This window comes from Bradyrhizobium barranii subsp. apii (genome assembly GCF_011516635.5).
Lineage (GTDB): Bacteria > Pseudomonadota > Alphaproteobacteria > Rhizobiales > Xanthobacteraceae > Bradyrhizobium > Bradyrhizobium barranii.
Genome location: NZ_CP096255.1, coordinates 8,676,499 through 8,700,054, shown reverse-complemented (window position 1 = coordinate 8,700,054; position 23,556 = coordinate 8,676,499). Strand labels below are relative to the sequence as shown.

At 64.2% G+C, this 23,556-nt stretch carries 24 protein-coding genes and 3 pseudogenes; 10 read left to right on the top strand and 17 right to left on the bottom strand.

What is annotated here, in order from left to right; translation table 11 throughout:
• Nucleotides 1-42: 42 nt before the first annotated feature.
• Nucleotides 43-878, top strand: a pseudogene (locus HAP41_RS41680) (IS5 family transposase).
• Nucleotides 877-1,734: pseudogene (locus tag HAP41_RS41675) on the top strand (fatty acid desaturase); the annotation flags it as partial. The pseudogenes HAP41_RS41680 and HAP41_RS41675, both read left to right, overlap by 2 nt.
• A gap of 56 nt (nucleotides 1,735-1,790) precedes the next feature.
• Here the strand turns inward: HAP41_RS41675 and HAP41_RS41670 are convergent.
• Together HAP41_RS41670 and HAP41_RS41665 are read right to left on the bottom strand one after the other, a co-directional pair.
• A complete protein-coding gene (locus tag HAP41_RS41670; protein WP_166078260.1) occupies nucleotides 1,791-2,024 on the bottom strand; it encodes a hypothetical protein in 234 nt (77 codons plus the stop codon).
• 138 nt (nucleotides 2,025-2,162) lie between these two features.
• Complete coding sequence (locus tag HAP41_RS41665) at nucleotides 2,163-3,146, bottom strand: helix-turn-helix transcriptional regulator (RefSeq protein WP_166078261.1); 984 nt, start codon at nucleotides 3,144-3,146, stop codon at nucleotides 2,163-2,165.
• Nucleotides 3,147-3,230: 84 nt separating this feature from the next.
• Between HAP41_RS41665 and HAP41_RS41660 the strand changes: the two genes are divergently transcribed.
• Both HAP41_RS41660 and HAP41_RS41655 read left to right on the top strand, forming a co-directional pair.
• Nucleotides 3,231-3,875 (top strand): glutathione S-transferase family protein, encoded by a 645-nt coding sequence (locus HAP41_RS41660; protein ID WP_166078262.1) that lies wholly within the window; start codon nucleotides 3,231-3,233, stop codon nucleotides 3,873-3,875.
• Between the two features lie 29 nt (nucleotides 3,876-3,904).
• Nucleotides 3,905-4,327 carry a DUF6157 family protein gene (locus tag HAP41_RS41655; RefSeq protein WP_224580604.1) on the top strand — a complete coding sequence of 141 codons (423 nt, stop codon included), beginning with the start codon at nucleotides 3,905-3,907 and terminating at the stop codon, nucleotides 4,325-4,327.
• Here the strand turns inward: HAP41_RS41655 and HAP41_RS41650 are convergent, their stop codons facing one another.
• From HAP41_RS41650 to HAP41_RS41635, 4 genes are all read right to left on the bottom strand, one after another.
• Nucleotides 4,328-5,113, bottom strand: coding sequence for an enoyl-CoA hydratase/isomerase family protein (locus HAP41_RS41650; protein ID WP_166078264.1), 786 nt, complete (start codon nucleotides 5,111-5,113; stop codon nucleotides 4,328-4,330).
• Between the two features lie 12 nt (nucleotides 5,114-5,125).
• Nucleotides 5,126-6,235: a cyclic nucleotide-gated ion channel gene (locus HAP41_RS41645; RefSeq protein ID WP_166078265.1), complete on the bottom strand. Its 1,110-nt coding sequence runs from the start codon at nucleotides 6,233-6,235 to the stop codon at nucleotides 5,126-5,128.
• A 159-nt stretch (nucleotides 6,236-6,394) separates the two neighbouring features.
• Nucleotides 6,395-6,613, bottom strand: coding sequence for a hypothetical protein (locus HAP41_RS41640; protein WP_166078266.1), 219 nt, complete (start codon nucleotides 6,611-6,613; stop codon nucleotides 6,395-6,397).
• A gap of 123 nt (nucleotides 6,614-6,736) precedes the next feature.
• Complete coding sequence (locus HAP41_RS41635) at nucleotides 6,737-8,182, bottom strand: TAXI family TRAP transporter solute-binding subunit (protein ID WP_166078267.1); 1,446 nt, start codon at nucleotides 8,180-8,182, stop codon at nucleotides 6,737-6,739.
• 402 nt (nucleotides 8,183-8,584) lie between these two features.
• On the opposite strand from HAP41_RS41635, the gene HAP41_RS41630 reads away from it, so the two are divergent.
• Both HAP41_RS41630 and HAP41_RS41625 read left to right on the top strand, forming a co-directional pair.
• Nucleotides 8,585-8,932 carry a DUF3307 domain-containing protein gene (locus HAP41_RS41630; protein ID WP_175618257.1) on the top strand — a complete coding sequence of 116 codons (348 nt, stop codon included), beginning with the start codon at nucleotides 8,585-8,587 and terminating at the stop codon, nucleotides 8,930-8,932.
• 379 nt (nucleotides 8,933-9,311) lie between these two features.
• Entirely contained in the window at nucleotides 9,312-9,725 is a 414-nt protein-coding gene (locus HAP41_RS41625) for a hypothetical protein (RefSeq protein WP_028148857.1), read from the top strand.
• On the opposite strand, the gene HAP41_RS41620 is transcribed toward HAP41_RS41625, so the two are convergent.
• Both HAP41_RS41620 and HAP41_RS41615 read right to left on the bottom strand, forming a co-directional pair.
• Nucleotides 9,722-10,045 (bottom strand): YkgJ family cysteine cluster protein, encoded by a 324-nt coding sequence (locus HAP41_RS41620; RefSeq protein WP_028148856.1) that lies wholly within the window; start codon nucleotides 10,043-10,045, stop codon nucleotides 9,722-9,724. The genes HAP41_RS41625 and HAP41_RS41620 overlap by 4 nt on opposite strands.
• 5 nt (nucleotides 10,046-10,050) lie before the next feature.
• On the bottom strand, nucleotides 10,051-10,749 hold the full coding sequence (locus tag HAP41_RS41615) for a helix-turn-helix transcriptional regulator (protein ID WP_166078269.1): 699 nt from the start codon (nucleotides 10,747-10,749) through the stop codon (nucleotides 10,051-10,053).
• Between the two features lie 113 nt (nucleotides 10,750-10,862).
• Here HAP41_RS41615 and HAP41_RS50435 point away from each other — a divergent pair.
• Both HAP41_RS50435 and HAP41_RS41610 read left to right on the top strand, forming a co-directional pair.
• A pseudogene (locus tag HAP41_RS50435) lies at nucleotides 10,863-11,122 on the top strand (hypothetical protein).
• 68 nt (nucleotides 11,123-11,190) lie between these two features.
• Nucleotides 11,191-11,919: a glutathione S-transferase family protein gene (locus tag HAP41_RS41610; RefSeq protein WP_166078270.1), complete on the top strand. Its 729-nt coding sequence runs from the start codon at nucleotides 11,191-11,193 to the stop codon at nucleotides 11,917-11,919.
• A 314-nt stretch (nucleotides 11,920-12,233) separates the two neighbouring features.
• Here HAP41_RS41610 and HAP41_RS41605 read toward each other — a convergent pair whose 3' ends face one another.
• The 9 genes from HAP41_RS41605 to HAP41_RS41565 all read right to left on the bottom strand — a co-directional run bounded on the left by HAP41_RS41605 (nucleotide 12,234) and on the right by HAP41_RS41565 (nucleotide 21,299).
• The gene (locus HAP41_RS41605) at nucleotides 12,234-13,385 is read right to left on the bottom strand and encodes an ABC transporter substrate-binding protein (protein ID WP_166078271.1); all 1,152 of its coding nucleotides are present in this window, start codon (nucleotides 13,383-13,385) and stop codon (nucleotides 12,234-12,236) included.
• A gap of 90 nt (nucleotides 13,386-13,475) precedes the next feature.
• The gene (locus HAP41_RS41600) at nucleotides 13,476-13,895 is read right to left on the bottom strand and encodes an acyl-CoA thioesterase (RefSeq protein WP_085403547.1); all 420 of its coding nucleotides are present in this window, start codon (nucleotides 13,893-13,895) and stop codon (nucleotides 13,476-13,478) included.
• A 25-nt stretch (nucleotides 13,896-13,920) separates the two neighbouring features.
• Nucleotides 13,921-14,682 carry a 3-hydroxyacyl-CoA dehydrogenase gene (locus HAP41_RS41595; RefSeq protein WP_038933541.1) on the bottom strand — a complete coding sequence of 254 codons (762 nt, stop codon included), beginning with the start codon at nucleotides 14,680-14,682 and terminating at the stop codon, nucleotides 13,921-13,923.
• A gap of 25 nt (nucleotides 14,683-14,707) precedes the next feature.
• The gene (locus tag HAP41_RS41590) at nucleotides 14,708-16,591 is read right to left on the bottom strand and encodes a feruloyl-CoA synthase (RefSeq protein ID WP_166078272.1); all 1,884 of its coding nucleotides are present in this window, start codon (nucleotides 16,589-16,591) and stop codon (nucleotides 14,708-14,710) included.
• Nucleotides 16,588-17,397 (bottom strand): crotonase/enoyl-CoA hydratase family protein, encoded by an 810-nt coding sequence (locus tag HAP41_RS41585; RefSeq protein WP_166078273.1) that lies wholly within the window; start codon nucleotides 17,395-17,397, stop codon nucleotides 16,588-16,590. Before HAP41_RS41585 ends, HAP41_RS41590 begins: the two co-directional genes overlap by 4 nt.
• 253 nt (nucleotides 17,398-17,650) lie before the next feature.
• Entirely contained in the window at nucleotides 17,651-18,055 is a 405-nt protein-coding gene (locus HAP41_RS41580) for a DUF3237 domain-containing protein (RefSeq protein WP_166078274.1), read from the bottom strand.
• A gap of 209 nt (nucleotides 18,056-18,264) precedes the next feature.
• Nucleotides 18,265-19,584, bottom strand: coding sequence for a TRAP transporter large permease (locus HAP41_RS41575; RefSeq protein ID WP_071916741.1), 1,320 nt, complete (start codon nucleotides 19,582-19,584; stop codon nucleotides 18,265-18,267).
• A 2-nt stretch (nucleotides 19,585-19,586) separates the two neighbouring features.
• The gene (locus tag HAP41_RS41570; RefSeq protein WP_014498282.1) at nucleotides 19,587-20,096 is read right to left on the bottom strand and encodes a TRAP transporter small permease; all 510 of its coding nucleotides are present in this window, start codon (nucleotides 20,094-20,096) and stop codon (nucleotides 19,587-19,589) included.
• Nucleotides 20,097-20,330: 234 nt separating this feature from the next.
• Nucleotides 20,331-21,299, bottom strand: coding sequence for a TRAP transporter substrate-binding protein (locus HAP41_RS41565; protein WP_166078275.1), 969 nt, complete (start codon nucleotides 21,297-21,299; stop codon nucleotides 20,331-20,333).
• Nucleotides 21,300-21,559: 260 nt separating this feature from the next.
• On the opposite strand from HAP41_RS41565, the gene pobA reads away from it, so the two are divergent.
• Both pobA and HAP41_RS41555 read left to right on the top strand, forming a co-directional pair.
• Nucleotides 21,560-22,729, top strand: a complete 1,170-nt coding sequence (gene pobA / locus HAP41_RS41560; protein WP_166078276.1) for a 4-hydroxybenzoate 3-monooxygenase — start codon at nucleotides 21,560-21,562, stop codon at nucleotides 22,727-22,729.
• 316 nt (nucleotides 22,730-23,045) lie between these two features.
• Nucleotides 23,046-23,465, top strand: coding sequence for a PaaI family thioesterase (locus tag HAP41_RS41555; RefSeq protein WP_166078277.1), 420 nt, complete (start codon nucleotides 23,046-23,048; stop codon nucleotides 23,463-23,465).
• Nucleotides 23,466-23,556: the final 91 nt, after the last annotated feature.

Below are 23,556 nucleotides of genomic sequence, written 5' to 3'. Positions count from 1 at the left end.
GATTCAAGGTGAGCGGCCTGATTCGATGGGGACGCGCCGCCAATGTGGACTACCGAGAACCGTGCACGCTACGACCGCAGCCGCCTGCGCTATCCGAGCGACTTGACCGACGAGGAGTGGGCGCTGATCGCGCCTCGCATCCCGCCGGCCAAGCGCGGCGGCAACAAGCGTACGGTGGACCTGCGCGAGATTGCCAACGGGCTGATGTACATCCTGAGCACAGGTTGCCAGTGGCGCGCGATCCCCAAGGACCTGCCGCCGCGCTCGACGCTGTATGGCTACTTCGATCTGTGGAGCTGGAACGGCACGCTCGATAAAATTCATCACGCCCTCTATGTCGAATGTCGCGAAAGGGCCGAGCGCGAGGCTTCTCCCACCGCCGCCATCATCGATAGCCAGAGCGTGAAAAGCGCTGAAAAAGGGGGCCTCATGATCTCCATGGCTACGACGCGGGCAAGAAGATCAAGGGCAAGAAGCGGCACATTCTCGTCGACACGCAAGGCCTCTTGATGCACGCCATCGTGCATGCGGCGGACATCCAGGATCGCGACGGCGGCGTGCTCCTGATGGCAACGTTGTTCGGCCTCTATCCCTTTCTTCTGAAGCTCTACGCCGACGGCGGATATCAAGGGCCACATTTCCAGAAGGGGCTGCGTAGCGCTCTGAAGCGCGTGAACCTCGAAATCGTCAAACGCTCCGATCAGGCTCACCGTTTCGTCGTCTTGCCCAAACGCTGGATCGTCGAGCGTACCTTTGCCTGGCTCGGGCGATGCCGAAGACTGTCCAAAGATTGGGAATGCTTCAATCACAGGGCGCTCGCCTTTCTCAAGCTGGCCTCCATCCGACTCATGCTGCGAAAGCTATGCAATCCAAGGTAATCTTTCCGGACAGACTCTCAGCCATTACGGCCTGGTCGTGCTGGTCGGCGCGCTGGTCTGGAAGGTCTCTTCAGCCTGGGGCGTGTTATGGGCGCTGCCGCTGATGGCGGTGCAGGGCTATTTCGTCGCCTTCCTATTCATGGCGCTGCACGAGACCGCGCACAAGACCGCGTTCAGGAGCCGTGGCCTCAACCTTGCGGTCGGCTATCCCTCGGCCTTCATCATCGGACAACCTTACGAATATTACTGCCTGTTTCACTGGGACTATCACCGCTACACCCAGGATCCGGACAAGGACCCGGAGCTGATCGTCGGCGTGAAGCCGACATCCGACACGCAGCTCGCGCTCGCCTATAGCGGCCTGCTTCAGGTCGCCGGCCGCCTCCGGTTGATGCTCGGCCACGCCGTCACCGGCAAGGTCACCGTGCCCTGGATTCCCGAAAACAAGCGCGCCGTCATCGTGCGCGAGGCCCGCGCCTATGCTGGGCTCTATGCGCTGCTGCTCGCGCTCTCGCTGTGGTTTTCCTCAGCGTTGCTGCTCTGGGTCTGGATCGTCCCGCTCGTGATCGGGCAGTTCTTCCTGCGGCCCTATCTCTATGCCGAGCACACCGGCTGCGACCGCACCCGCAGCGCCTTCCAGAACACCCGCACCACTTATACCGGCGCGATCGTCAAATGGTTCGCGTGGAATATGCCCTACCACGTCGAGCACCACGCCTATCCCTCGATCCCGTTTCACGCGCTGCCGAAGCTGAACGAGATCGTCGACAACGAGATCGTCTATCGCGGCCGCGGCTATATCAGGACGACGCGCGAGACCTGGGCCTGGTTTCGCCGGCATCGGCAGATTGGTTAACCCAATGCAAAACTCCGGCCGCGATGCGACCGGAGCTTTGTCGAGGGCGTCAGGTATCAGTAGATCCCGTAGGCGCAGACATTCACGACGCGGACGCGCAGGCCATGGCGGGTCCGGACGACGCGCTCCTGGTAGCAATTGCTGACGCCGGTGTTGACGTAGACGCCGCCAAAGCCCCAGCCGGGACCCCAGTGATGATGGAAGCCGTGGGCCGAAGCCGCGGTTGGCGCGAGAGCGGCAACACCAAGCGAACCAGCGGCGATCAGACCAAGAGCAAGCTTACGAAACATTTTCATTCTCCAGTGTGGCGCTAAGGCCGTTGTTGTGTCCCTGCTTCTCCGTCGGGCTGAGACGCAAACGCGTTCAGGGCGCGAGGCAGGAATCGTGTTTCAGGAATGTTTCGTGAGCTTCGGTGAAATGCGCCGCTGTCAGGCTTTTCGCGCCGCTGCGCGATAGCGCGCAGCCATCGCCTGCGTCATCTCCGCCATCTTCTCGCGGAGATCGGCGGGCTCCAGCACTTCGGCTTCGGACCCCAGCCGCAACAATTCGGATGCCGCGTGCCATGTCGTTTTGCCGGTCGGCACGCGCGCGATGCGCCAGCCGTCGGCATCCGTGGTCTCTTCAATCTGTGTGCGCGCCCTGACGTAAGGCTGGCTCAGCGCGTCGAGCAGTTTGACGCCGAACGGCGACAGCCGCACGATCGCGATATTGGGATGCATCTCGGCTTCGAGGCGAAGCGTCGCGGCCTGCCAATAGGCGGCGAGATCGAACGCGGCGGGACGATCGAAGCGATCGTCGAGCGCGGTACAGTCCAGCACGCGCGCGATGCGATAGGTGCGCGTGCTGCCGTCGACGTGACCGGCGAGATACCAGCTGCCGCCTTTCAGCACGAGCCCGAGCGGTGCGACGCGGCGCTGCTTCTCCGCGCGCCAGCTCTGGTAGCGGATCTTGATCAGCGTCCCGCGCAGAGCCGCGCCGGCAATGGTGCGCAGATGTTTGGGTTCTTCTGTCTCGCCGAACCAGCCGGGTGCGTCCAGGTGAAATCGCTCCTGCATCCGCCCGGCGTCTTCGCGAAGGTTGGCCGGGAGTGCCGCCATCAGCTTGTTCTGTGCGGCGATCATCGCCGCGTCCAGCCCGAGCGCCGCGGCCGGTCCCGGCAGTCCCGCAAGGAACAGGGCCTCCGCCTCGTTCTGCGACAGGCCGTTCAAACGCACGCGATAACCGTCGAGCAGGCGATAGCCGCCCTCCGCGCCGCGGTCGGCATAAACGGGGACGCCGGACGCCGCGAGCGCGTCGATGTCGCGATAGATCGTGCGCACCGAGACCTCGCAGGCTTCCGCAAGCTCGGGCGCAGTGACCTGCCCCCTGGCCTGGAGGGTGGTGAGGATCGACAGCATTCTGCTCGCGCGCATGATCCCTTAAACGATACCTGACACAGGATGTCAGGTATGGTCCGCTACAAGCGCCATCGCCAGCCGGCCAGATGGAGACCTGTTATGACCGATCAAAACCGCATCACCCTGTATTATTCGCCGCAAAGCCGCGCCACCGGCACGCGGGTGCTGCTGGAGGAGTTGGGCGCGCCCTACGATCTCCACGTCCTCAACATGAAGGCCGGCGAGCAGCGCCAGGGCACCTATCTCGCCATCAATCCGCTCGGCAAGGTGCCGGCGGTCCGCCACGGCGAGGCGCTGGTGACCGAGCAGGTCGCGATCACCATCTATCTCGCCGATCTGTTTCCGCAGGCGGGGCTGACGCCCGCACTGAACGATCCGCTGCGCGGTCCTTACCTGCGCTGGATCGCCTACTATGGCGCATCGTTCGAGCCGGCCTTGATCGACAAGTTCATGCAGCGCGAGCCGGCGCCGATCATGCAGTCGCCCTATGCCGATTACGACACCATGCTGGGCGCCCTCGAGATGCAATTATCGAAGGGACCGTATCTGCTCGGCGAGCGCATGACGGCTGCCGATATCTTGTGGGGTGTCGCGTTCAGCTGGACGATGATGTTCGGCATCGTGCCGAAAAAAGGTGTATTCGTTCGTTATGCTGAGCGGATGACGTCCCGGCCCGCGTTCCAGCGGATCAATGCCGCCGACGATGAGATGGCGGCGCAGCATGCCGCGGCTGCAGGTGGTTGAATGATCCAGGGTTGCAGATGACAAAGTCGATGCACACGACCAACTGCTTCAACACCTTCATCCGGGTCGCTGAAGACTGTCCCGCGCATACCCGCGAGGAGCCGCCGCTGCGCGCGGGAAAGCCGACGGTGGCGTGCCTGCAATACGAGATGATCGCCAAGGCACCCTACAAGCACACCTCCGACGACGTGATCTTCGCGACGTCTGCGCCGGGACGGGAGCTCGATGTGAAGGCTCCGAAGACGGAGAGGCATGCGGCCCGTGAAGCGTTCTTCTCCCGGGGGCAGGCGTGCATGAGGGCGTCGAGCCTGGGCAAGCGCTTCGGCTGGGGCGTTCATGCCAACGGTGAGGGCCGGATCGCGATTTACGCCGTCGACAGCAAGCGCTACCAGGCGCTCGTCCGCGATCCCAAGCTCACGCAGGTGCGCGCGATGAGGTCGCAGCGGGCGTGATCAGAATTTTGGCGGCCGTTTTTCCGCGAACGCCTTGATACCCTCCTTGATCTCGTCGCCGCGCATGCTGTCGCGGTGGCGCTGATCGGCGGCCGCTTCGTCCAATTCGCCACGGGCGAATTCGTTGATGGCGCGCTTCATGCCGGCCATCGCCTGCGGCGCGTTGCCGGCGAGAACCGTGGCGAGCTTGTCGACCTCCTCGTCCAGGAATTCCACCGGCACCATGGCGGTGAGATAGCCGATCCGCAGCATCTCCGGCGCGCTGATCTTCTGCGCGGTGAGGAATAGCTTTTTCGCATTGTCGACGCCGAGCCGCGTCACGTAACGCTTGATGCCGTTTCTGTAGTAATGCAGCCCGAGCCGCGCCGCCGGCATGAACATCTCGGCGGTGTCGACGCCGATGCGGAAATCGCAGGCGAGCGCGAGGTCGGTCGACCCGCCATAGACGCCGCCATTGAGCCGGCAGATCGTCGGCACGCCGAGATCCTCCAGCCGGTTGACGACGACCTCGAACGCCGAGCCCGCACTCTGCTGCTCGTTGGCGCTGACCGCGCGCTCGGCAACCGAGTTGAGGTCATAGCCCGCCGAGAAGGCCCGCCCCGTGCCGGTCAGCACCAGCACGCGGATATCAGGATCGGCCTCGATCCGGTCGAAAAGTCTGACCAGCTCGCCGAGATCCTCGGCCTGGAGCCGGTTGAGATGTTTGGGCCGGTTGAGGCGGATGGTGGCGCGTGCGCCGTCGCGTTCGAGCACGGGGCCTGAGGCTGCGTCGGCTGTGTCCGACATTCTTGTCTCCATTTATTTGTTTTCGAGTGTGCGGCGCTTGGCTTCCGCATCGATGGTCTCGGCGAGATCGGGATGCCGCGCCATCAGCACGCGGAAATCGACGAGGTCGAGCACCAGCAGCCGCGACACCTTCGTGGTCGAGACATTGGCGCCGCGCTTGTTGTTGCCGAGCAGCGCCATCTCGCCGAAGAACGCGCCCTCGCCGAGCTGGACCTTCTTGCCGGGCAGGTCGACCTCGACCTCGCCGGCGGCGATGAAATACATGCAGTCGCCCTGCGTGCCCTTGCGGATGATCATGGTGCGCGCCGGCAGCTCCATGGTGCGCAGCATGTGGGTGACGTCGGCGATGGCGGCAGGGCCGAGCGCTGCGAAGAACGGCACCTTGCTGACGGATTCCCAGGTCTTGAGGAAATTGTCGCGCCTTGTCTCGGCGGCAAAGCCGGTCGCCAGGATACCAGTCCACAGCCCGAACACGCCGAGGCCCGAGATCATCACCATCGCCGCCACCACGCGCCCGAGCGGCGTCACCGGCACGACATCGCCATAGCCCGTCGTCGTCAGCGTGACGACAGCCCACCACAGCGCGGCGGGAACGCTGCCGAAGGTTTGGGGCTGCACGTCCCGTTCCAGGAAATATTCAGCGACGGAAGCGAGGAACACCACCATCAGGAAGATCACGAGCACGCTGACCAGCGGCCCCGATTCCAGCACCAGCACCCGGCGCAGCTGCCGCAGGCCCGGAATGCCCGGCACCACCTTCAATACCCAGAGCACGCTGAGCAGCCACGCCGTCTTCGGCTCGATGCCGATCAGGAGCGCGACCGGCACGGCCAGCGCGCCCAGAGCATCGACCACTCCGGCAGAGGAGGTCATGTAGAGCGACAGGCGCCCCGTTTGTGCCATGTGGCGCAGCCGGACCACCCATTCGAACACGAAATAGACGAGGCAGGCCCATAGCAGGGCATCGACCCAGCGGTGCGCCGTCTCATAGGCCGGGTTGACCGTCAGCAGCACCATGCTGAGCACGCCGAGCCCGACCGCCACATAGGCCGCCTTGGTCATGTTGCGGCCGGCCGTGGCGGCCACGAACTGGGCCAATGCGGGGATCAGCGGCTTGGACATGCGGGAAGGCGGGCTCGGTCGTGTCTCTTGCGGTCCCGGCTGGGACGCCACCGCCAAAGTGCCCGCCCAGGCAGGAGCCGTCAACGACGGGCAGGGGACTGCCCGCAGCATCGTCGGACAGGAGCGCGGAAAGCCCGGTGCCGCGGTGGATCCGGGTCGCTACCTGAAATGCGGCGGCTCGTCGTAGCCGCGGCGGCTGCTGAAAAAAAGCAGCATCATCAGGCCGATGCCGACGACGATGGCGAAACCCGCGCCCAGCGCCAACGCCACATAGCCTTCCGTCGGGATCGGCTCGCCCTCGATCGCCATTGCGGAATAGGCGAAATAGCGGGCCGCCACCAGCATGCCCAGAAGGATGATGACGAGGAGTGTACGCATGGCGCGTGCTCCGGTTGTATCCGGGAGCAAACGGTTGTGGATGGGGGCGGTTCGCGGATTCGGCCCGGCGATTCGCGGGAAATGTCGGCAAGGCGCTGCTGCGAGACCCGTCAGATCGACAGGTCAGGCACTCTGAGCTGTCTTCACCACGACGATCTTGCTCTCGTCCTGCTGGGGAGGGGCCGTATCCTGGGCGACCTTGTCGGCCTCGCCGCAGTGGCGTTTGAGATAGTCGCGGCGCATGCCGATCTCGTCGCGGACGAACTCGTAGCCGAGCTTGAAGGTGTCGAGCCCGTCGGTACTGATCGTGCCGTCCCTGAGACCTATGACCGCGCCGCGCAGAATGCCCTCCAGCTCATCCTGGAGACATTCGAGCTGGTCCAGCGAATGGGCGTGCTCGATGCGTTCGCCGATGTCGAGGACGGCGGTGGAAAGCTCGCCAGCCTTCTCAGGCGCGATCCGGGTGATCTTGGCGTAGATCGCTGCGAAGATCGAGCCGATCACGCTGAGCGCGGCGGCGCCCAGATACATCAGGTCGCTGTACTTATCCATGAACGACTTGGTGTCGTCGTTGATGTAGTCGGCCGCCCCCTGATGCGCCATCACGTAGGCATCCTTCTCGACGGAGGCCGGCTCGATTCGGCTGGCGAAGCCGTTGTCGAGCCCGAGCGCGGACTTGTTCTCATAGACGACGCGCGCGAGCTCGCCCGCCGTGCTCGCCGACATCCTGGATTGCGCGACCAGCAGCCATTCGAGCCCGATCGTGTCGAGGTCGTCGTCGGGAATTTCCGGCGATGCGGACAGCGTGCCCGCAGTCAGCGTTTCGCTGGAAATGCCGGGAATCTTGCGCGCGAGCGCCTTGGCCTCGTCGATCGCGTTCAGCGTGAAGCCGCCGCGCTTGGCGACCTGCTCATAGGCCTTGTCCCGCACCGCCCTGGAGGCATGGACGATGGCGATCACCGCGCCGAAGCCGCTCGCCGGCGCAAACAGCTTGTCGAGCGTTGCACCCTGCGGCGCCATCTGGATCCTGGCGGCATCCGGACCGTCGGGGATGTCGAGGATGCTACGGACGAAGGCGAGCGAGGATTCGTTCTCGGCGACGACGGCAACTTTCTTCTTCTTCAACTCGGCGAGCGATTTGATCTTCTTGTTGCCGGGACCGAGCAGCAGCACCAGATCGTGCTCAAGGATCGCGAGCGTGCGCGCCCGCAGCGGCACCTTGGTGTCGGTGCGAAGGACGGCGAGGTCGGCCTGCTTGCGGTCGAACTGTGCGAGCGCCTTGGCATTGTCTGCGTTGTTGACGATCTTGATCCGGAAGCGCGAGGCGTTGTTCTTCAGCAGCGTGGCGAGCTTGGCGGCGAACAGCGCCTCGTCGCTGTTGGGGGTGCCGACGGCAAAGGTCAGCGTCTCCGAATTGTGCAGCATGGCGCGGCCGCCCCAGACGGTGGCGAGCGACAGCAGCAGGGTCAGCACGACGTAGAGAAAGACCTGCTGCTGATTGGTTTTGATCACCTTGGGGCGCCGCGGCGGCGGTTCGGTCGGTGACGAGGTTGGGCCTTCAGTACTCATGGCAGCACTCCGGCCCTATTCCTGAGTGGCGGACGGCTCGCGAATGCGATCGCGGCGGGCGCCCTGCAATTCCTAAACGTCTGAAAAAAGAACGATATTCTCTGCCGACAATGATAGCGCGCCGGTACCGGAATGCAAAATTCGAGCCGGAGGTAACCTTACTCGATCTGGCCGCGGCGATTGGTCATCCTATCACCAGTTAGCCACAGTTGGCGATTTTCCAGTTCCCCCCGGCTGCATTCCGTCGCGGGAGATGTCATAAATCACACGTCCCGGCGATTTGACCGGTCCAAAAAGAAGTTGCGCTAACGCTCCGATCTTTCTTGTCACGTCAATGAGGGCGTCAGCTTGTCGTTTCCACCCATGTCATCGGCGGTTCCGGTCGAAGCGCTCATTGGCTGGATGTTGCTGCTCACCTTCAAGCACATCATCGCCGATTTCGTGCTCCAGACCGCCTGGATGGCGCACGGCAAGGACCAGAAGCACGGCTGGGCTTTGCCGCTTCTGGTGCATTGCCTGATTCACCTCGCGGTTGCGCTGCCGCTGATCCTGATAGTGGCGCCGCGATTCTGGTTCGTCGCGTTCATCGACTTCGCGATCCACATCACCATCGACCGCGCCAAGGGGTTCGTCTCCGCCAATTTCGGTGTCGACCTGCAGCATCCCTGGTTCTGGACCCTGATCGGCGTCGACCAGGCCCTGCATCATTTGACCGGCTTCGGCCTTTCCATCTTCATGGCGGCGAACTGAGGCCGGCGGGCCTGCGGATAGTCGTCGATCGGCATTCACAAGAGGTCGTCATGCCCGGGCTTGTCCCGCCTGCGCGGCCGAAGCCGCTTCGGCGAGGCGAAGGCCCGGGCATCCACGTTCTTCGTGCCGCGTGGCCAGCCGTGGATGGCCGGGACAAAGGCGAGCGGAAGCGACGCCGTCCTTCGGACGGCTATGCCCGGCCATGACGCCGTGGAGGCATTGGCGTCCCGACTTATCGGCTCAGATGTGGTGGCCCGACCCCCATTCGGGCGCCTCCGATTCGCGACCAGGGCGCAAGGACCCCGGGTGACTACCGGGCGGCGTGGTTAACCTTTCATTAGAGAATTGCGCTGCATCTTCGGCAACGAGGAGAACCGCAATGTTTTCAAGCCGCGACGCATATGAAAGCGATTTCTGCCCGGTCCGCGACGAGCTCCTTGGCGAGATGTATCGCGCCAGCGAGAGTGGCCTGCCGAGGCTGGTTGAGAGTGTTTCCCCTGACGCGCGCGCCAGGCTGGCGCTGTTCTGCTATCGCCGCAGCCATCTGCATTCGCTGGCGGTCGCGATCGCAGCCAGCTGCAACGAGCGTGACCTGATCGACAATGGCGGCCGCGTCGGCTCGACGCTTTACGCGCTGTCGCGCGAAAGCACGGTCAAATCGTCGCCGTCGCTGTCGGGGGGCCGCAAGCCGATCACGCTGTCGACCAAGCCGCTCTCGGTGCTTGCACCGCTTGAGGACGGGTTCGACGACGAGGTCAGCGAAGCCGTTCCAGCGGTAGCCGTTCCAGCCTAAGCGACCTCGATTACCGGCAGTCCGAATTTCCGCCGCGCCATCGCGCATTCGGCGTCTCCCGGCATGCAGGTGCGGCACACCTCCGGCCGCACCTCGTAAATGCCGCAGGCCGTCTGCTTTCCGATCTCCCCCCGCAACGCCGAACAGCGATCGCCCTCGCAGCGCATGCCGGATTGGCGCGCGTTGACGAGCGTCTCGGGGATTGCGGCAAGCTCCTCGTCGCTCTCGATCGAGAAGCGCGGCCAGTTCTCCGAATAGCCACAGCAGGCGCCGCAGCTCTGGCACCAGCTCGACAGGTCGACGGGGGAGGTCTCTTCCATCGCGCTCACGTGTCCTTTGGCGGGCCCCAGACCAGGCTCTGCCGCCATCTTGCGCGCAGCACGTCGCGCCGCTCCGGATATTTATCGTCGAGATAGTTCGCATCCACGACGCGGTCGGTGCGGAAGCTGCGGAAGTCGCCGCGCAGCTCGCACCAGGCCGCAAGCAGGCGCACGGCTTCGAGATAGCCGACCGAGATCGGCCAGATCATGCGCTCGCTGGGGCGGCCCTGCTCGTCGCGATAGCGCAGCATGATCTTCCTGCCTTCGTGGATCTGGGTGCGCGTGCGCGCCATGTCGAGGCGGTCCGGCTCCCTGTTCCAGCTCGGCCGCGCGCGGCTTGCCGGCTCCAGCACGAAGGGACGCAAGCGCTCAGGCACGGTGTCGGCGATCTTGGCCATCAAATCTTCGGCCGCGCGTGCCAGTGCGGAATCGGCATGGCCTGCGACCCATTGCGCGCCCAGCACCGCCGCCTCGATCTCGTCGGGTGTCAGCATCAAGGGCGCCAGGTCGAAACCCTTCTCGAGGATGTAGCCCATGCCGGCTTCGCCGCGGATCGGCACCCGCTGGCCGATCAAGGTTGCGATGTCGCGATAGATGGTGCGCTTCGAGGTCTCGAGCTCGGCCGCGATCGCGTCCGCGGTCAGCGGCTTACGCGTGCGCCTCAGCACCTGGATGATCTGAAACAGCCGGTCGGCGCGTCTCATGGCAATTCTCTTATCGGGGGACGGATCAGAAAATGGCGCGCTGCTGCTGACAGGATGTTGGCAGCAGGGGGTGTCTATACCGGGACAACACATCGACTGAAGAGGATTTGTCCATGATCATTCCAACCCATTTTGGCCCGGCGATTCCGATGTTGGGGCACAGGTCTGGTCCGCCTGGGCGCTCGGCCGCCTCGTTTCGCTCGATCTCATGGCCGTCGACCTCCGATTTGCTCTCGCAAGCGTGATGGCACGCTTGCTGACCCAGGCTGCGGACGCGCTGGCCCGCCATGTCATGGCCCGCGCCTGGCGGGGGGCCCGTTTCGCAGAAGATATCACGGCTGCTGCCACCATGGTGGCAGCAGCCGGTCACTAGGTTCCCTCAAAGTTTCGCAAGTCCAAATTTCGCAAGCCCAAATTTCGCAGGTCCAGGAGAGAGTTCGCATGATCACGCTTTATGGCTTTGGCGCCGGCTTCGGCCTGCCGGAAATCAGCCCCTTCGTCACCAAGACCGAGGTCCAGCTCAAGATGGCGGGACTGCCCTACCGGAAGGAGCGGGCGATGCCGCCGGCCTCGCCCAAGGGGCAGCTGCCGTTCATCGACGATGGCGGCGAGGCGGTGGCCGATTCCACCTTCATTCGCGCCCATATCGAGCGCCGCTATGGCTTCGATTTCGACGCCGGGCTGTCGCTGGCCGAGCGCGCGCAGGCCTGGGCGTTCGAGCGCACGATCGAGCATCACGTCTACTGGGCGCTGGTCGGGGCGCGCTGGGTCGATCCGGTCAACTTCGCCAAGGGGCCCTCGCATTTCTTCGACGGCGCGCCGGAGCACAATCGCGAAAAGTTGCGCGAGGATGCGCAATTTCGTGTCGCCGAGAACTATCTGCTCTCCGGCCTCGGCCGCCACGCGCCCGATGACGATGTCGATCTCGCGGTACGTTCGTTGTTCGCGCTCTCGGTCCAGCTCGGCGACAAGGCCTACCTGATGGGCAACAAGCCCTGCGGCGTCGATGCCACCGCCTTCGGCGCGCTCGCCGGAATCCTGACGCCCTTCTTCGAATCCGGCCTGCGTCAGCGCGCCGAGGGATTTGCGAACCTCACCGCCTATGTCGACCGCATGATGGACGATTATTATCCGGAGTTCGCCTGGACCCCGCTGCGGCAGGCGGCCTGAGGCTTGATGGGATGAGACCCGACTAGCGCCCCGACGGAGGTGCGTTCCCTCCCCCCTTGCGGGGGAGGGCTAGGGAGAGGGGTAGCCCAGGACAAGGTGCCGGTTGTTGTTCTTGCATCGAGGGCGGGGGCGCGACGGAAAGAATCCCCGTGCGGCTCCCCTCTCCCTGCCCCTCCCCCGCAAGGGGGGAGGGAACGGAGAGAGCGCTGCTGTAGGCCGACTCGATTCGACTTCGCGCTCGCTAATCTCAAACCCAAAACAAAAGAGCCGGCCCATCAGGCCGGCTCTCGTTGTCTCGAAACTTTCGTCGCGCCTTACCTCACGAGCGTGTACTTGCCGTTCTTCACCGTGAGCAGGATGCGCGAGCGCTCGTCGAGGCCGTAGCGGTCCTTTTCGGTGAAGTTGTAGACGCCCTGGCTCGCTGCCAGCTCCTTCTCCGACAGCAGCGCCTGACGGATCGCTTCGCGGAATTCCGGCGTGCCGGGCTTTGCGGTTTTCAGCGCCGTCGGAATGATGCGCTTGAGGATCTCGAACGCATCATAGGAATGACCGGCGAACTGGCTGCGGCTGTTCGGACCGTACTTGGCCTCATAGGCGGTGTTGAGCGCGAGGCCCGGCTTCTTGGTGGCGGCTTCGTCCGGCTGGTCCTCGGGGTCCATGACGGGACCGGAGGCCATCAGCACGCCTTCCGCCGCTTTGCCGGCGATGCGGATGAAGTCCATGCTGGCTGCGCCATGGGTCTGGTAGATCAGGCCCTGATAGCCGCGCTCGCGCAGCTCGGTCTGCGGCAGCGCGGCCGCGGTACCGGAGGCGCCGACCAGGATCGCGTCGGGGTTGGCGGCGACGAGCTTCAGCACCTGTCCGGTCACTGACGTATCAGGGCGGGCGAAGCGCTCCTCATCGGCGATGGTGATGCCCATCGGCACGGCCTGGGCCTTCAGGTCGTTGAACCAGAGGTCGCCATAGGAGTCGGAATAGCCGATATAGCCGACGGTCTTCACGCCCTTCGACTTCATGTGGTCGTACAGCACCTTGCCCACGATCGGGATCGGCTGCGGCATCGCCACCGACCACTTCATGCGCTCAGGCGTGATCGGGAACGGCGCCAGGCCGAAATGCGGAATGCCGGCCTCGTTGGCGACGTTGGAGACCGCGATGGTCGGCGGCGTCAGCGCCGAGCCCATGATGATGTCGGCCTTGGATTCGGTCACGAAGCGGCGGGCGTTGGTGGTCGCCGTGGTGGGATCGCCGCCGTCGTCGAGCACGATCACCTTCAGCGGCACGCCGCCGATCTCCTTCGGCACGAATTCCAGCGCGTTGCGCTCGGGAATGCCGAGAGCTGCGCCCGGACCGGTCGTGGTGGTGGTGATGCCGATGGTGATTTCGCTGGTCTGGGCCAGCGCAGGCAGAGCCGGCAGGGTAAGCGTCGCCGCGGCGATGGCGGCGGTCAGGTAAAAGCGTTTCATCTATTCCTCCCTTGACGTGTTTCTTTGAAAGCAGAAATCGGGGGGTAATTCAGCCCCCTCTTTTGGTGATGCGGCGATTTAGCTCCAGACCTAACTTCCCGTGAATTTGGCTACCATTTCCGCCGGAAACGGTGCCGATTTCAGCTTGTCGGGGTTAACGGGATCGCGGCGGACCAGGACGCGGGTCTCGAAACCCTCGATCGCCAGCGCCTCGCCCTTGTAGACGTTGTGCTTCACCTCGAAGCTCGAGCGCTTGATGCTCTCGATCTTCGTTTCGATGGTAATCCAGTCGCCATAGGTCGAGGGGATGTAGAACTTGGACCGCGTGTCGACCATGGGGATGCCCACCAGGCCGTATTTGCGGACCAAATCCTGCTTTGAGAATCCGGCGACCTCGAACAGGGTCGATGTCGAATCGTCGAACATCGCGAAATAGCGCGGGTAATAGACGATGTTGGCGGGGTCGCAGTCGCCCCACTGGATCTGGACGTCGCGCCGGTTCACGAACATGCGATGGCCCTGCTTTCGTTGCGCCCTACTTTGGCGCCATGCGCAGCGAGCCGTCGAGGCGCACCACTTCGCCGTTCAGGTACGAGTTCTCGACCATGTGCAGCGCGAGCGCGGCGAACTCGTCGGCGTGGCCGAGCCGGCGCGGGAACGGGATCGCGGCGGCGAGCGAGTCCTGGGCTTCCTGCGGCAGGTTGGCCAGCAGCGGCGTCAGGAACAGGCCGGGCGCGATGGTCAGCACGCGGACGCCGAACTGCGCGAGCTCGCGCGCGATCGGCAGCGTCATGCCGACGATGCCGCCCTTGGAGGCCGAATAGGCCGACTGGCCGATCTGGCCGTCATAGGCGGCAACGGACGCCGTATTGATGATGACGCCGCGCTCGCCGGTCGCCTGCGGCTCGAGCTTGGACATCTCGGTTGCGGCGAGGCGCAGCATGTTGAAGGTGCCGATGAGGTTGACCTTGATCACCTTGTCGAAATCGGCGAGCGCCATCGGCCCGTCGCGGCCGACCACGCGCTTGGCGACGCCGATGCCGGCGCAGTTCACCAGCACGCGCGCGGGTCCATGCGCCTTGGTCGCCTGCGTGATCGCGGCCTCGGCCGAGGCGGCATCGGAGACGTCGCAGGTCACGGCGACGCCCTTGAGCTCGGCGGCGACGGTCTCCGCAAGCTTGGCATTGAGGTCGAACACCGCGACCTTGGCGCCCTGCGCCGCCAGCTTTCGCGCGGTCGCAGCGCCCAGTCCCGATGCACCGCCGGTAACGATGACTGCCTGATCCTTCAACAACATGGCGTTCTCCTGTAGCGATGGTTTCTTAGCCGACCGATATCACACGGTCCGATGGATTGGCAGCGTAGAGCTCCTCGATCAGCGCGTCGCGATGTTCCAGCACCGCGCGCTGGTTGATCGAGCCCTTGTCGGTGACGTCACCCTTGTCGATCGAAAGCGGCGTATCCAGCAGGATCGCGCGCGTGATCCGCGTCGAGGAACCGGTGGCCGAAGACAGAAAGCGCGTCAGGCGCTCGCGGAAGGCTTCGCGCACCAGCCGGTCGCGGGCGGTGACGGTGAGATCGTCGGCCGGCAGCGTCGGGTTGATCAACCGGCAGCCGTCGAGATCGAGCAGCACCAGCGCGGAGATTTCGTCGCGGTTGATGCCGGCGATGACGACGTCGCGCACCAGCGGCGCGCAGGCCGCGACGAAGCGCGCACGCAGCGGGCCGACGCTGACCCAGGTTCCGCTGCCGAGCTTGAAGTCTTCGCTGACACGGCCGTCGAAATCGAAGCCGGCATTGAGATCGTCGGGATCGACGGGCTTGAGCGCGTCGCCCATCTTGTAAAATCCTTCCTCGTCGAAGGATTTCGCGGTGATGTCGGGCTGGCGCCAATAGCCGGGCATCACGTTCGGCCCCTTGGCGCGCACTTCCATCTTGCCGTTGTTCGGCACCAGCTTGGCGTCATTGCCGGACACGGGCAGCCCGACATGGCCGGAGCGGCTGGTGCGCGGATTGACCGACATGAAGAACGGCGCGGTCTCGGTGGCGCCAAGGCCCGTCAGCATCGGCACGCGGTAGCCCTTCTCCTTCACCGCGAGCTCGTCGAGGCTGTTCCAGACGAACGGCGAGAGTGCGGCGCCCGAGAAGAACATCGCGTGCAGCCGGTCGAAGAACTTTGCGCGCAGGCCCTGGTCGTCGCGCAAATACGGCAGCAGCGATTCATAGCCCTTGGGGACGTTGAAATAGACCGTCGGCGAAATCTCCTGGAGATTGCGCACGGTCTCCTCGATGCCGCCCGGCACCGGCTTGCCGGCGTCGAGATACATCGAGCCGCCATTGTAGAGCGTCAGCCCGATATTGTGGTTGCCGCCAAAGGTGTGATTCCAGGGCAGCCAGTCGATGATGACCGGGGGCTCGTCCTTGAGGAAGGCGAGCGTCTCGCGCAGCATTACCTGGTTGGCGCAGATCATGCGCTGGGTGTTGATGACGGCCTTGGGATTGCCGGTCGAGCCCGACGTCAGCAAAAACTTTGCGATCGTGTCGGGGCCGATCCTGTCGTGTATCGCGTCGAGATCGCCGTGGAGCGGCGTCGCCATGAGGTCGGCGAGCAGGGTGACGTCGCGGCCCGGCACGCTGCCCCAGGACGCGGCGATCTCGGTGCCGAGCGAGACATTGGCGGCGAGCGCGTCCGCGAACTTGCCGGCATCCTCGGCGAAGACGAGGCCGGGCGTCAGCAGCTTCATCAGGTAAGAGAGCTTGCCGTAATCCTTCGACACCAGCGAATAGGCCGGCGACACCGGGCAGAACGGAATTCCGGCATAGAACGCGCCGAACGCGAGCAGCGCGTGGTCGATCGAATTGCCTGAGAGGATGACGACCGGCCGCTCCGCCGACAGGCCGCGCGCAATCAGGCCGGAGGCAATGCGCCGGCTGGCGGCGAGCAGCTCTGCGTAAGTGATCTTGCGCCAGCCGCGGCCGCCTTCGCGCTCGGCCATGAAAACGCGGTCCGGCGTCGTCGTCGCCCAATGATGCAGGCGGTCGGTGAGGCGGACCGGATAGTCGCCGAGCGGCTGCTTTGGCCGCAGGTAAATCGTGCCGTCGTCGCGCCGCTCGATGTTGACGACGGGATCGCCGAACGAAATGGGCCGCAGCGGGGAAGTGCTCGCGCCGCGCTCCATGCTGGAAGAGGACGGCTGTCCGCTCATGACTTCGGCTTCACCTTTGCGGTCTTGTGTTCGAGGAATTCGCGGATCCTGCGTTTTGCCTCTTTGTCGCTCTGCGCAACTGTTGCCATCAGCGATTCCATCAACAGGCCGGCCTGCGGATTGGCCTCCGCGATCATCGGCAGCGCCTGGAGCACGGCGAAGTTCGTCAGCGGCGCGTTGGAGGCGACCTTGGTCGCAAGCTCCTGCGCCTTGCCGAGCCCGTTGCCGGCCTCCGTCACATATTGCGTAAAGCCGTAGGAGGCGCCTTCGGTCGCGCTATAGACGCGGCCGGTCAGCATCATGTCCATCATCCTGGCAACGCCGATCAGCCGCGGCAGCCGCACCGAGCCGCCGCCGCCGACGAAGATGCCGCGCTGCCCTTCCGGCAGGGCGAAATAGGTCGAGGGCTCGGCGACGCGGATATGGGCGGCGCAGGCCAGCTCCAGCCCGCCGCCGATCACCGCGCCCCGGAGCGCAGCGATCACGGGCACGCGGCTGTACTGGATGCGGTCGAACACCCGGTGCCACATCTGGGAATGCAGGAGGCCGCCGGTCGCGTCGTGGTCCTGAAGCTCGGAGAGGTCGAGGCCGGAGGAGAAATGATCGCCGATGCCGTGGATGACGACCGCGCCGATATCCTCGGGCAGGGAGGCAAAGCACTCGCCGATTTCGAGGATAATGCCGTCATTGAGCGCATTGCGCTTGGCCGGCCGGTTCAGGCCCACGGTCAGAACCCGGTCCGCCCGCTCGATCCTCAAAAGCCCGGAGGCGCCCGCGTCAGCGGTCTCGGCGTTTCCCTGTGTCATTTGCGTCCTTGTCAGAATAGTTATGTTGTATAACGAATTCTGGGGGAGTCAAGGAGGGCGGGGAGGATATCACCCCGGGCGGGGATTGAATTGCCTGGATCTCATCCGGCGGTCAGGGGTCTCTACGGCCTTGTGACACGCTGCTGTTGCAGCACCCTCCGTCATTGCGAGCGCAGCGAAGCAATCCAGAGTCTCTCCGCAGAAAGATCCTGGATTGCTTCGCTGCGCTCGCAATGACGAGGTGGCAGCTTTCTCACAGCACCTGATGCACGTCGATCACCACGCGATCCGCATGGCGAGCGGCTGAGCCGACAAAGATGTGCTTCATCAGCCAGCGATATTTTTCGTGCCCCGTCTCGAATTTCGGGACCGTGCGGAAATAGATCAGCTTCGGATCGACCGGCTCACCGCGCTTGAGCTTTTGCAGCAGCTCGACCGGGCCGAAGCGCATGCCCTTGTTCTCGACATAGACGATGGCGCCGTCATCCGTTTCGAAGGCGTATTTGGCTTCGAGATCGATCAGCTCGTTGGGACGGATGGTCTGGAAGTCGGCGCCGAACGGCAGCACCTTGCCGGTGATCGCGCCCGTCACCTCGCCGCCGATAATCGGAATGATGCGGCGAACGCCGATGCCGGTCTCGAGCGCCGGTGTGGTCATCGCTTCTCTCCAATCTATTGCGCTAAGCGCAGTGATCTTCCTTCTCCCCTTGTGGGAGAAGGTGGCGCGAAGCGCCGGATGAGGGGTTGTCTCCGCAAACGCAAGTGTGCGGGCGGAGAGATACCCTGACCCGTCTCGCCGCTCCGCGGCGAGCCACCCTCTCCCACAAGGGGAGAGGGGACAACAGCGCGTCGCGCAGTAGGCGTTCACTAGTGCGCCATCATGCGTGTCGGCAGCCAGGTCGCCAGCAGCGGGAACGCGATCAGGATCACCAGCCGCACCAGGTCCGTCGCCACGAACGGGATCACGCCCTTGAAGATCGTGGAGAAGGAAACGTCCTTCACCACGCTCTTGATGACAAAGACGTTCATCCCGACCGGCGGATGGATCAGGCCGAGCTCGACGGTCATCACGATGATGACGCCGAACCAGATCGGGTCAAACCCGAGATGCGTGATGACGGGAAAAATGATCGGCACGGTGAGGATGATCATCGCCATGGCGTCCATCAGGCAGCCGAGCACGAGATACATCACCATGATCAGCGCCAGCACGCCGTAGGGGCCGAGGCCGAGACCGGTGAGGAATTCGGTGACCTTCTGCGGCGTCTGCGTCACCGTGAGAAAATAGCCGAAGATCAGCGCGCCGATCAGCACGGTGAACACGGCGGCCGCGGTGCGCGTCGCCTGGAGCAGCGAGGCCAAGATCTTCTCGCGATCGAGCCGTCCGGTGACCACGCCGATGATGAAGGCGCCCGCGGCACCGACGCCGCCGGCCTCCGTCGGCGTGAAGCGCGGCAGGAACGGCAGGCCGTAGAGGCCGCCGATGACGAAGACGAACAGCAAGACCGGCGCCCAGATGTCCTTCAGGCCCGCAAATCGCTCGCGCCACGGCAGCACCTTGCCCTTGGGCAGGAAGTCCGGGCGGAAATGACCGATCAGGAAGATCGTGATCATGTACATGGTCATCGCCAGGAGGCCCGGAATGATGCCGGCGATGAAGAGCTTTCCGATGTCCTGCTCGGTGATGATGCCGTAGACCGCGAGCACGGTGGACGGCGGCAGCATCGCGCCGAGCGTGCCGCCGGCGGCGATCACGCCGGTGGCGAACGACTGCGGATAGCCGAAGCGGCGCATCTCGGGGTAGGCGACGGCGGAGAAGGTCGCGGCGGTCGCGACGGAGGAGCCGCAGATCGCGGCAAAGCCGCCGCAGGCGCCGACGGTGGCGATGCCGAGCCCGCCGCGCAGATGCCCGACGAAACCGTTGGCGGCGCGGAACAGCTCGCGGCTCATGCCGGAATTGCTGACGAAGGAGCCCATCAGCAGGAACATCGGGATGACGCCGAACGTGTAGTCGGTGACCGTACGCATCGAGGTCTGGCCGACCAGTTTCAGCGCCGCAGTGCCGTTGACGAGATAGGCGAAGCCGGTCACGCCGACGAGGCCCATGGCCATGCCGACGGGCACGCGCAGAAGCATCAGGACGAACAGGGAAACGAAGCCGATTAAGGCGACGGCATCGGTGCTCATGATTACTCCGTCGCCTTCAATTTGGGATCGTGCATATCTTCGGGATGGAAGATCAGGCGGTAGGTGCGGATCGCGATCAGCAGCACGGCGGCGGCATCACCGATCCACGCGACCGCGAAGAACGGCCAGGTCGGCATGTGCATGTCGAAGGTCTGGACGTTGTCGTTGTAGGTGCCGCGCACCTTGTCGAACAGCGTCCAGGTCTGCACGGTGACGACGAACAGCAGCACCAGGGTCGCGAACACGTCGATCCAGCGCTGATAGCGTGGCCCGACATTACCCCAGACGAGGTCGACCGTGATGTGGGTGCCGCGATAGGACGTCGCCGCGATGCCCCAGAAAATGAGGATGCCGAGCAGCATGCGGCCGATATCGAACGAGTCGGGGATCGAGTAGTTCAGCGTGTTGCGCAGCAACACCGACAGGAAGATGTCGAGCGCGACGATGCCGACGAAGCCGGCCGCGATCCATTCGATCGTGTCGATGATGCGGTCCATCCAGGAGCGCTTCATGGGAGGTGTCACGTCGTGTGCTGTCATTGTTTGATCTCGGTCTCGCCGCGCACTTCACCTCGCCCCGCTTGCGGGGAGAGGTCGAATTCGAGCGTCGCTCGAATTCGGGTGAGGGGGACTCTCCGCGAATCGAGCTGTCACCGTCTCTGCGGAAGCAGCCCCTCACCCCAACCCTCTCCCCGTAAGAACGGGGAGAGGGGGAACAAGAGAGCTGGCCGCGGCCGCAGCTTGGCGCTACTCCGCCAGCGCGTTGTACTTCTTCAGCGACGCCTTGAGCTCGCTAAGCGCCGCGTCGGGATCGGCGGCCTTCTTCCAGGCGGCGGTCTGCTCCGGCGTCAGCTTGTAGACCTCGTGGCCGGCTTCCGCCTTCACCTTGTCGACGCCGGCGTCCTCGAACTTGCCCCAGTGCTCGCCGACCACGCCAGCCATCTCGGTCGAGCAGTTCTTGTCGATCGCGGCCTTCTGCTTGTCGGACATCGCGTAGTACTTGTCCTTGTTGATCACGAACACGAAGGTCGTAGTGTAGAGCGGCGCCTCCATGTCGTACTTGGTCACCTTGTCGATGCCGAATAGCACCAGCGAGCCCCAGGGGAAGGTGACGCCGTCGGCGACGCCGCGCTCGATGATGTCGCGCACTTCGGGCGCGGAGGACTGCACATTGGTGCCGCCGAGCGAGGTGACGAAATTCGCCATGGTGGCGTGCGCGGGACGGATCTTCAGGCCCTTCACGTCCTCCGGCATCACGATCTTCTTCGTCTTGGAATGGAACGACGAAGGCGAGTGGACGAAGGCGAGGCAGTATTTGACGTCCTTCATCTCCTTCTCGGCATATTTGCGGTACCAGGCGTCCAGGCCCATCGAGCCGCCCTTGGCGTCCGAGATCAGGAACGGCAATTCGCCGGCGCCGACGATCGGGAAGCGGCCGGGCTGATAGCCGGGATTGACGTAGGTGACGTCGGCGATGCCGTCGCGCGCCATGTCGTAATGGTCGAAAGCCTTGCCGAGTTGCTGGGCGGGAAACACCTTGCCCGTGATGGTGCCGCCGGAATCCTTATTCACCGCGGCCACCCAGTCTTCCAGGGACTTCTGCAGCGGATGCGAGGCCGGCACCCAGTGCGAAACCTTCAGGTCGAAGGTCTTGTCCTGCGCGAACGCGGGGCTCACGCTTGCTGCCAGCAGCAACGCCAGACAGGCTTTCCTCATCGGTCGTCTCTCCCTGTTTCGACGGCGGGCTTCGATGGCCCGGTCTCATTAATTAACATGTTATCTAATTTGCCGGCGCGTTCAAGCCGGAACTGGCGCGGCGTGCCGCCGCGTCATCTACGTCAGCCATGTTGCATGGATTTGTCGCTGCTCGGCCGCACTCCCCTTTTGCCCAACGATTATATGATATAATTATCTTGCGCGGACGACTGCGACAAGCGAGCCGCGGCGAAAACCTACAGGATCGGGAGGAGCAAGTATTGCGGACAAAAGTCGCAATCATCGGGGCCGGGCCGGCCGGATTGTTGCTTGGGCAACTGCTGCACCAATACGGCATCGACAATGTGATTCTGGAGCGGCAGAGCCCGGACTACGTGCTGGGCCGCATCCGCGCCGGCCTCCTGGAGGAGGGAACCGTCGCGCTGCTCGACCAGATCGGCGCCAGCGCGCGGGCGCATGCCGAAGGCCTGGTGCATGAAGGCATCGAGCTCGCCTTTTCCGGCCGCCGTCACCGCATCGACATGAAGGCCGCGACCGGCAAGACGGTCATGATCTATGGCCAGACCGAGGTCACGCTCGACCTGATGAATGCGCGCAAGGCCGCGGGTCTCACCTCGGTCTACGAGGCCAAGGACGTGCAGCCGCATGATTTCGACGGCGGTCGGCCGCGCGTCACCTATGTCAAGGACGGGGTCACCCACACGATCGATTGCGACTTCATCGCCGGCTGCGATGGCTTTCACGGCGTCAGCCGCGCCAGCGTCCCGGCCACGGCGATCGAGGAGTTCGAGCGGATCTACCCGTTCGGCTGGCTCGGCATCCTCTCGGAGACGCCCCCTGTCAGCCACGAGCTGATCTATTCCAACCATGCCCGCGGCTTTGCGTTGTGCACCATGCGCTCGACCAAGCGCAGCCGTTACTACGTGCAGTGCGCGCTCGACGACCATGTCGACCAATGGCCGGACGACCGCTTCTGGGACGAATTGAAGCGCCGACTGGACCAGGAGGCGGCCGACAGTCTGGTCACGGGCCCGTCGATCGAGAAGAGCATTGCGCCGCTGCGCAGCTTCGTCGCCGAGCCGATGCGGTTCGGCACGATGTTCCTGTGCGGTGACGCCGCCCACATCGTGCCGCCGACCGGCGCGAAGGGCCTGAACTTGGCTGCCAGCGATGCGCATTATCTGTCGAATGCACTCCGCGAATTCTACGACGAGAAATCCAACGCCGGCATCGACGCCTATTCCACCACGGCGCTGGCGCGGGTCTGGAAAGCGGTGCGCTTCTCCTGGTGGATGACCTCGATGCTGCACAAATTCCCCGACACCGGCACCATCGGCGGGCGCATCCAGCTCGCCGAGCTCGACTACGTCACGCAGTCGCAGGCCGCGATGACGTCGCTGTCGGAGAACTATGTGGGGCTGCCGTTTTAGGAGGGTGCCGTAGGGTGGGCAAAGCGCAGCGTGCCCACCAGCTTTTGCGTTTGCTACGAGACGGTGGGCACGGCGCGATGCGCCTTTGCCCACCCTACGGCATCGCGTTCTCTCTCCACATCGTCATTGCGAGCGAAGCGAAGCAATCCAGACTGTTTCCGCGGAGAAAGTCTGGATCGCTTCGTCGCTTCGCTCCTCGCAATGACGGGAGTGCCCATTTCAAACGCCCGCGCAAATTCCGTTTAAAACTTTGTAGGTGATGCGTCCGTCACGTCCATCGCGTTCAATGGCGCCAGCCAGCAACGCGAGACACGCTATGACCGACACCGACATCCCCGACGGCTTCGAGCCGCTTTCCCGCAAGAGTCCGCTCACCGAGCCGTGGGATCCGCTCTACGCGAAGAAAACCGACAAGGCCGTGATCATCGGCCTGCATCTTGCCAAGCCGCACACCAACGGCCGCGGCCTGATCCATGGCGGCCTCATCGCCGCACTCGCGGACAACGCCATGGGCTATAGCTGCGCGCAGATGACGAACTGGACCACCTCGTTCGTCACGATCTCGCTCACGGTCGATTTCGTCGGCTCCGCCGAGATCGGTCAGTGGCTCGCGATCGAGAGCGACGTGATCCGGACCGGCAAGACGATCTGTTTCGCGCAATGTCTGGTGAAGGCGGACGACGTCGTGATCGCACGCGCGAGCGGGACGTTCCGCGTGGTGCCGAAGAAGGGATGAGCCCCCGGCCTTTCCGTCGTCATGCCCGGGCTTGTCCCGGGCATCCACGTTCTGACTTTCCGCGTCAAAGAACGTGGATGGCCGGGACAAG

Coding starts and splice junctions, on each gene's coding strand:
- HAP41_RS41610 (WP_166078270.1), top strand. CDS start 11,191: ATGATCACGCTTTATGGCTTTGGCGCCGGCTTCGGCCTGCCGGAAATC.
- HAP41_RS41595 (WP_038933541.1), bottom strand. CDS start 14,682: ATGTTGTTGAAGGATCAGGCAGTCATCGTTACCGGCGGTGCATCGGGA.
- HAP41_RS41635 (WP_166078267.1), bottom strand. CDS start 8,182: ATGAGTACTGAAGGCCCAACCTCGTCACCGACCGAACCGCCGCCGCGG.
- HAP41_RS41580 (WP_166078274.1), bottom strand. CDS start 18,055: ATGACCACACCGGCGCTCGAGACCGGCATCGGCGTTCGCCGCATCATT.
- HAP41_RS41630 (WP_175618257.1), top strand. CDS start 8,585: ATGTTGCTGCTCACCTTCAAGCACATCATCGCCGATTTCGTGCTCCAG.
- HAP41_RS41585 (WP_166078273.1), bottom strand. CDS start 17,397: ATGACACAGGGAAACGCCGAGACCGCTGACGCGGGCGCCTCCGGGCTT.
- HAP41_RS41645 (WP_166078265.1), bottom strand. CDS start 6,235: ATGTCCAAGCCGCTGATCCCCGCATTGGCCCAGTTCGTGGCCGCCACG.
- HAP41_RS41620 (WP_028148856.1), bottom strand. CDS start 10,045: ATGGAAGAGACCTCCCCCGTCGACCTGTCGAGCTGGTGCCAGAGCTGC.
- HAP41_RS41665 (WP_166078261.1), bottom strand. CDS start 3,146: ATGCGCGCGAGCAGAATGCTGTCGATCCTCACCACCCTCCAGGCCAGG.
- HAP41_RS41655 (WP_224580604.1), top strand. CDS start 3,905: ATGCACACGACCAACTGCTTCAACACCTTCATCCGGGTCGCTGAAGAC.
- HAP41_RS41565 (WP_166078275.1), bottom strand. CDS start 21,299: ATGAGGAAAGCCTGTCTGGCGTTGCTGCTGGCAGCAAGCGTGAGCCCC.
- HAP41_RS41555 (WP_166078277.1), top strand. CDS start 23,046: ATGACCGACACCGACATCCCCGACGGCTTCGAGCCGCTTTCCCGCAAG.
- HAP41_RS41625 (WP_028148857.1), top strand. CDS start 9,312: ATGTTTTCAAGCCGCGACGCATATGAAAGCGATTTCTGCCCGGTCCGC.
- HAP41_RS41575 (WP_071916741.1), bottom strand. CDS start 19,584: ATGAGCACCGATGCCGTCGCCTTAATCGGCTTCGTTTCCCTGTTCGTC.
- HAP41_RS41570 (WP_014498282.1), bottom strand. CDS start 20,096: ATGAAGCGCTCCTGGATGGACCGCATCATCGACACGATCGAATGGATC.
- HAP41_RS41670 (WP_166078260.1), bottom strand. CDS start 2,024: ATGTTTCGTAAGCTTGCTCTTGGTCTGATCGCCGCTGGTTCGCTTGGT.
- HAP41_RS41590 (WP_166078272.1), bottom strand. CDS start 16,591: ATGAGCGGACAGCCGTCCTCTTCCAGCATGGAGCGCGGCGCGAGCACT.
- HAP41_RS41640 (WP_166078266.1), bottom strand. CDS start 6,613: ATGCGTACACTCCTCGTCATCATCCTTCTGGGCATGCTGGTGGCGGCC.
- HAP41_RS41600 (WP_085403547.1), bottom strand. CDS start 13,895: ATGTTCGTGAACCGGCGCGACGTCCAGATCCAGTGGGGCGACTGCGAC.
- HAP41_RS41605 (WP_166078271.1), bottom strand. CDS start 13,385: ATGAAACGCTTTTACCTGACCGCCGCCATCGCCGCGGCGACGCTTACC.
- HAP41_RS41660 (WP_166078262.1), top strand. CDS start 3,231: ATGACCGATCAAAACCGCATCACCCTGTATTATTCGCCGCAAAGCCGC.
- HAP41_RS41615 (WP_166078269.1), bottom strand. CDS start 10,749: ATGAGACGCGCCGACCGGCTGTTTCAGATCATCCAGGTGCTGAGGCGC.
- HAP41_RS41650 (WP_166078264.1), bottom strand. CDS start 5,113: ATGTCGGACACAGCCGACGCAGCCTCAGGCCCCGTGCTCGAACGCGAC.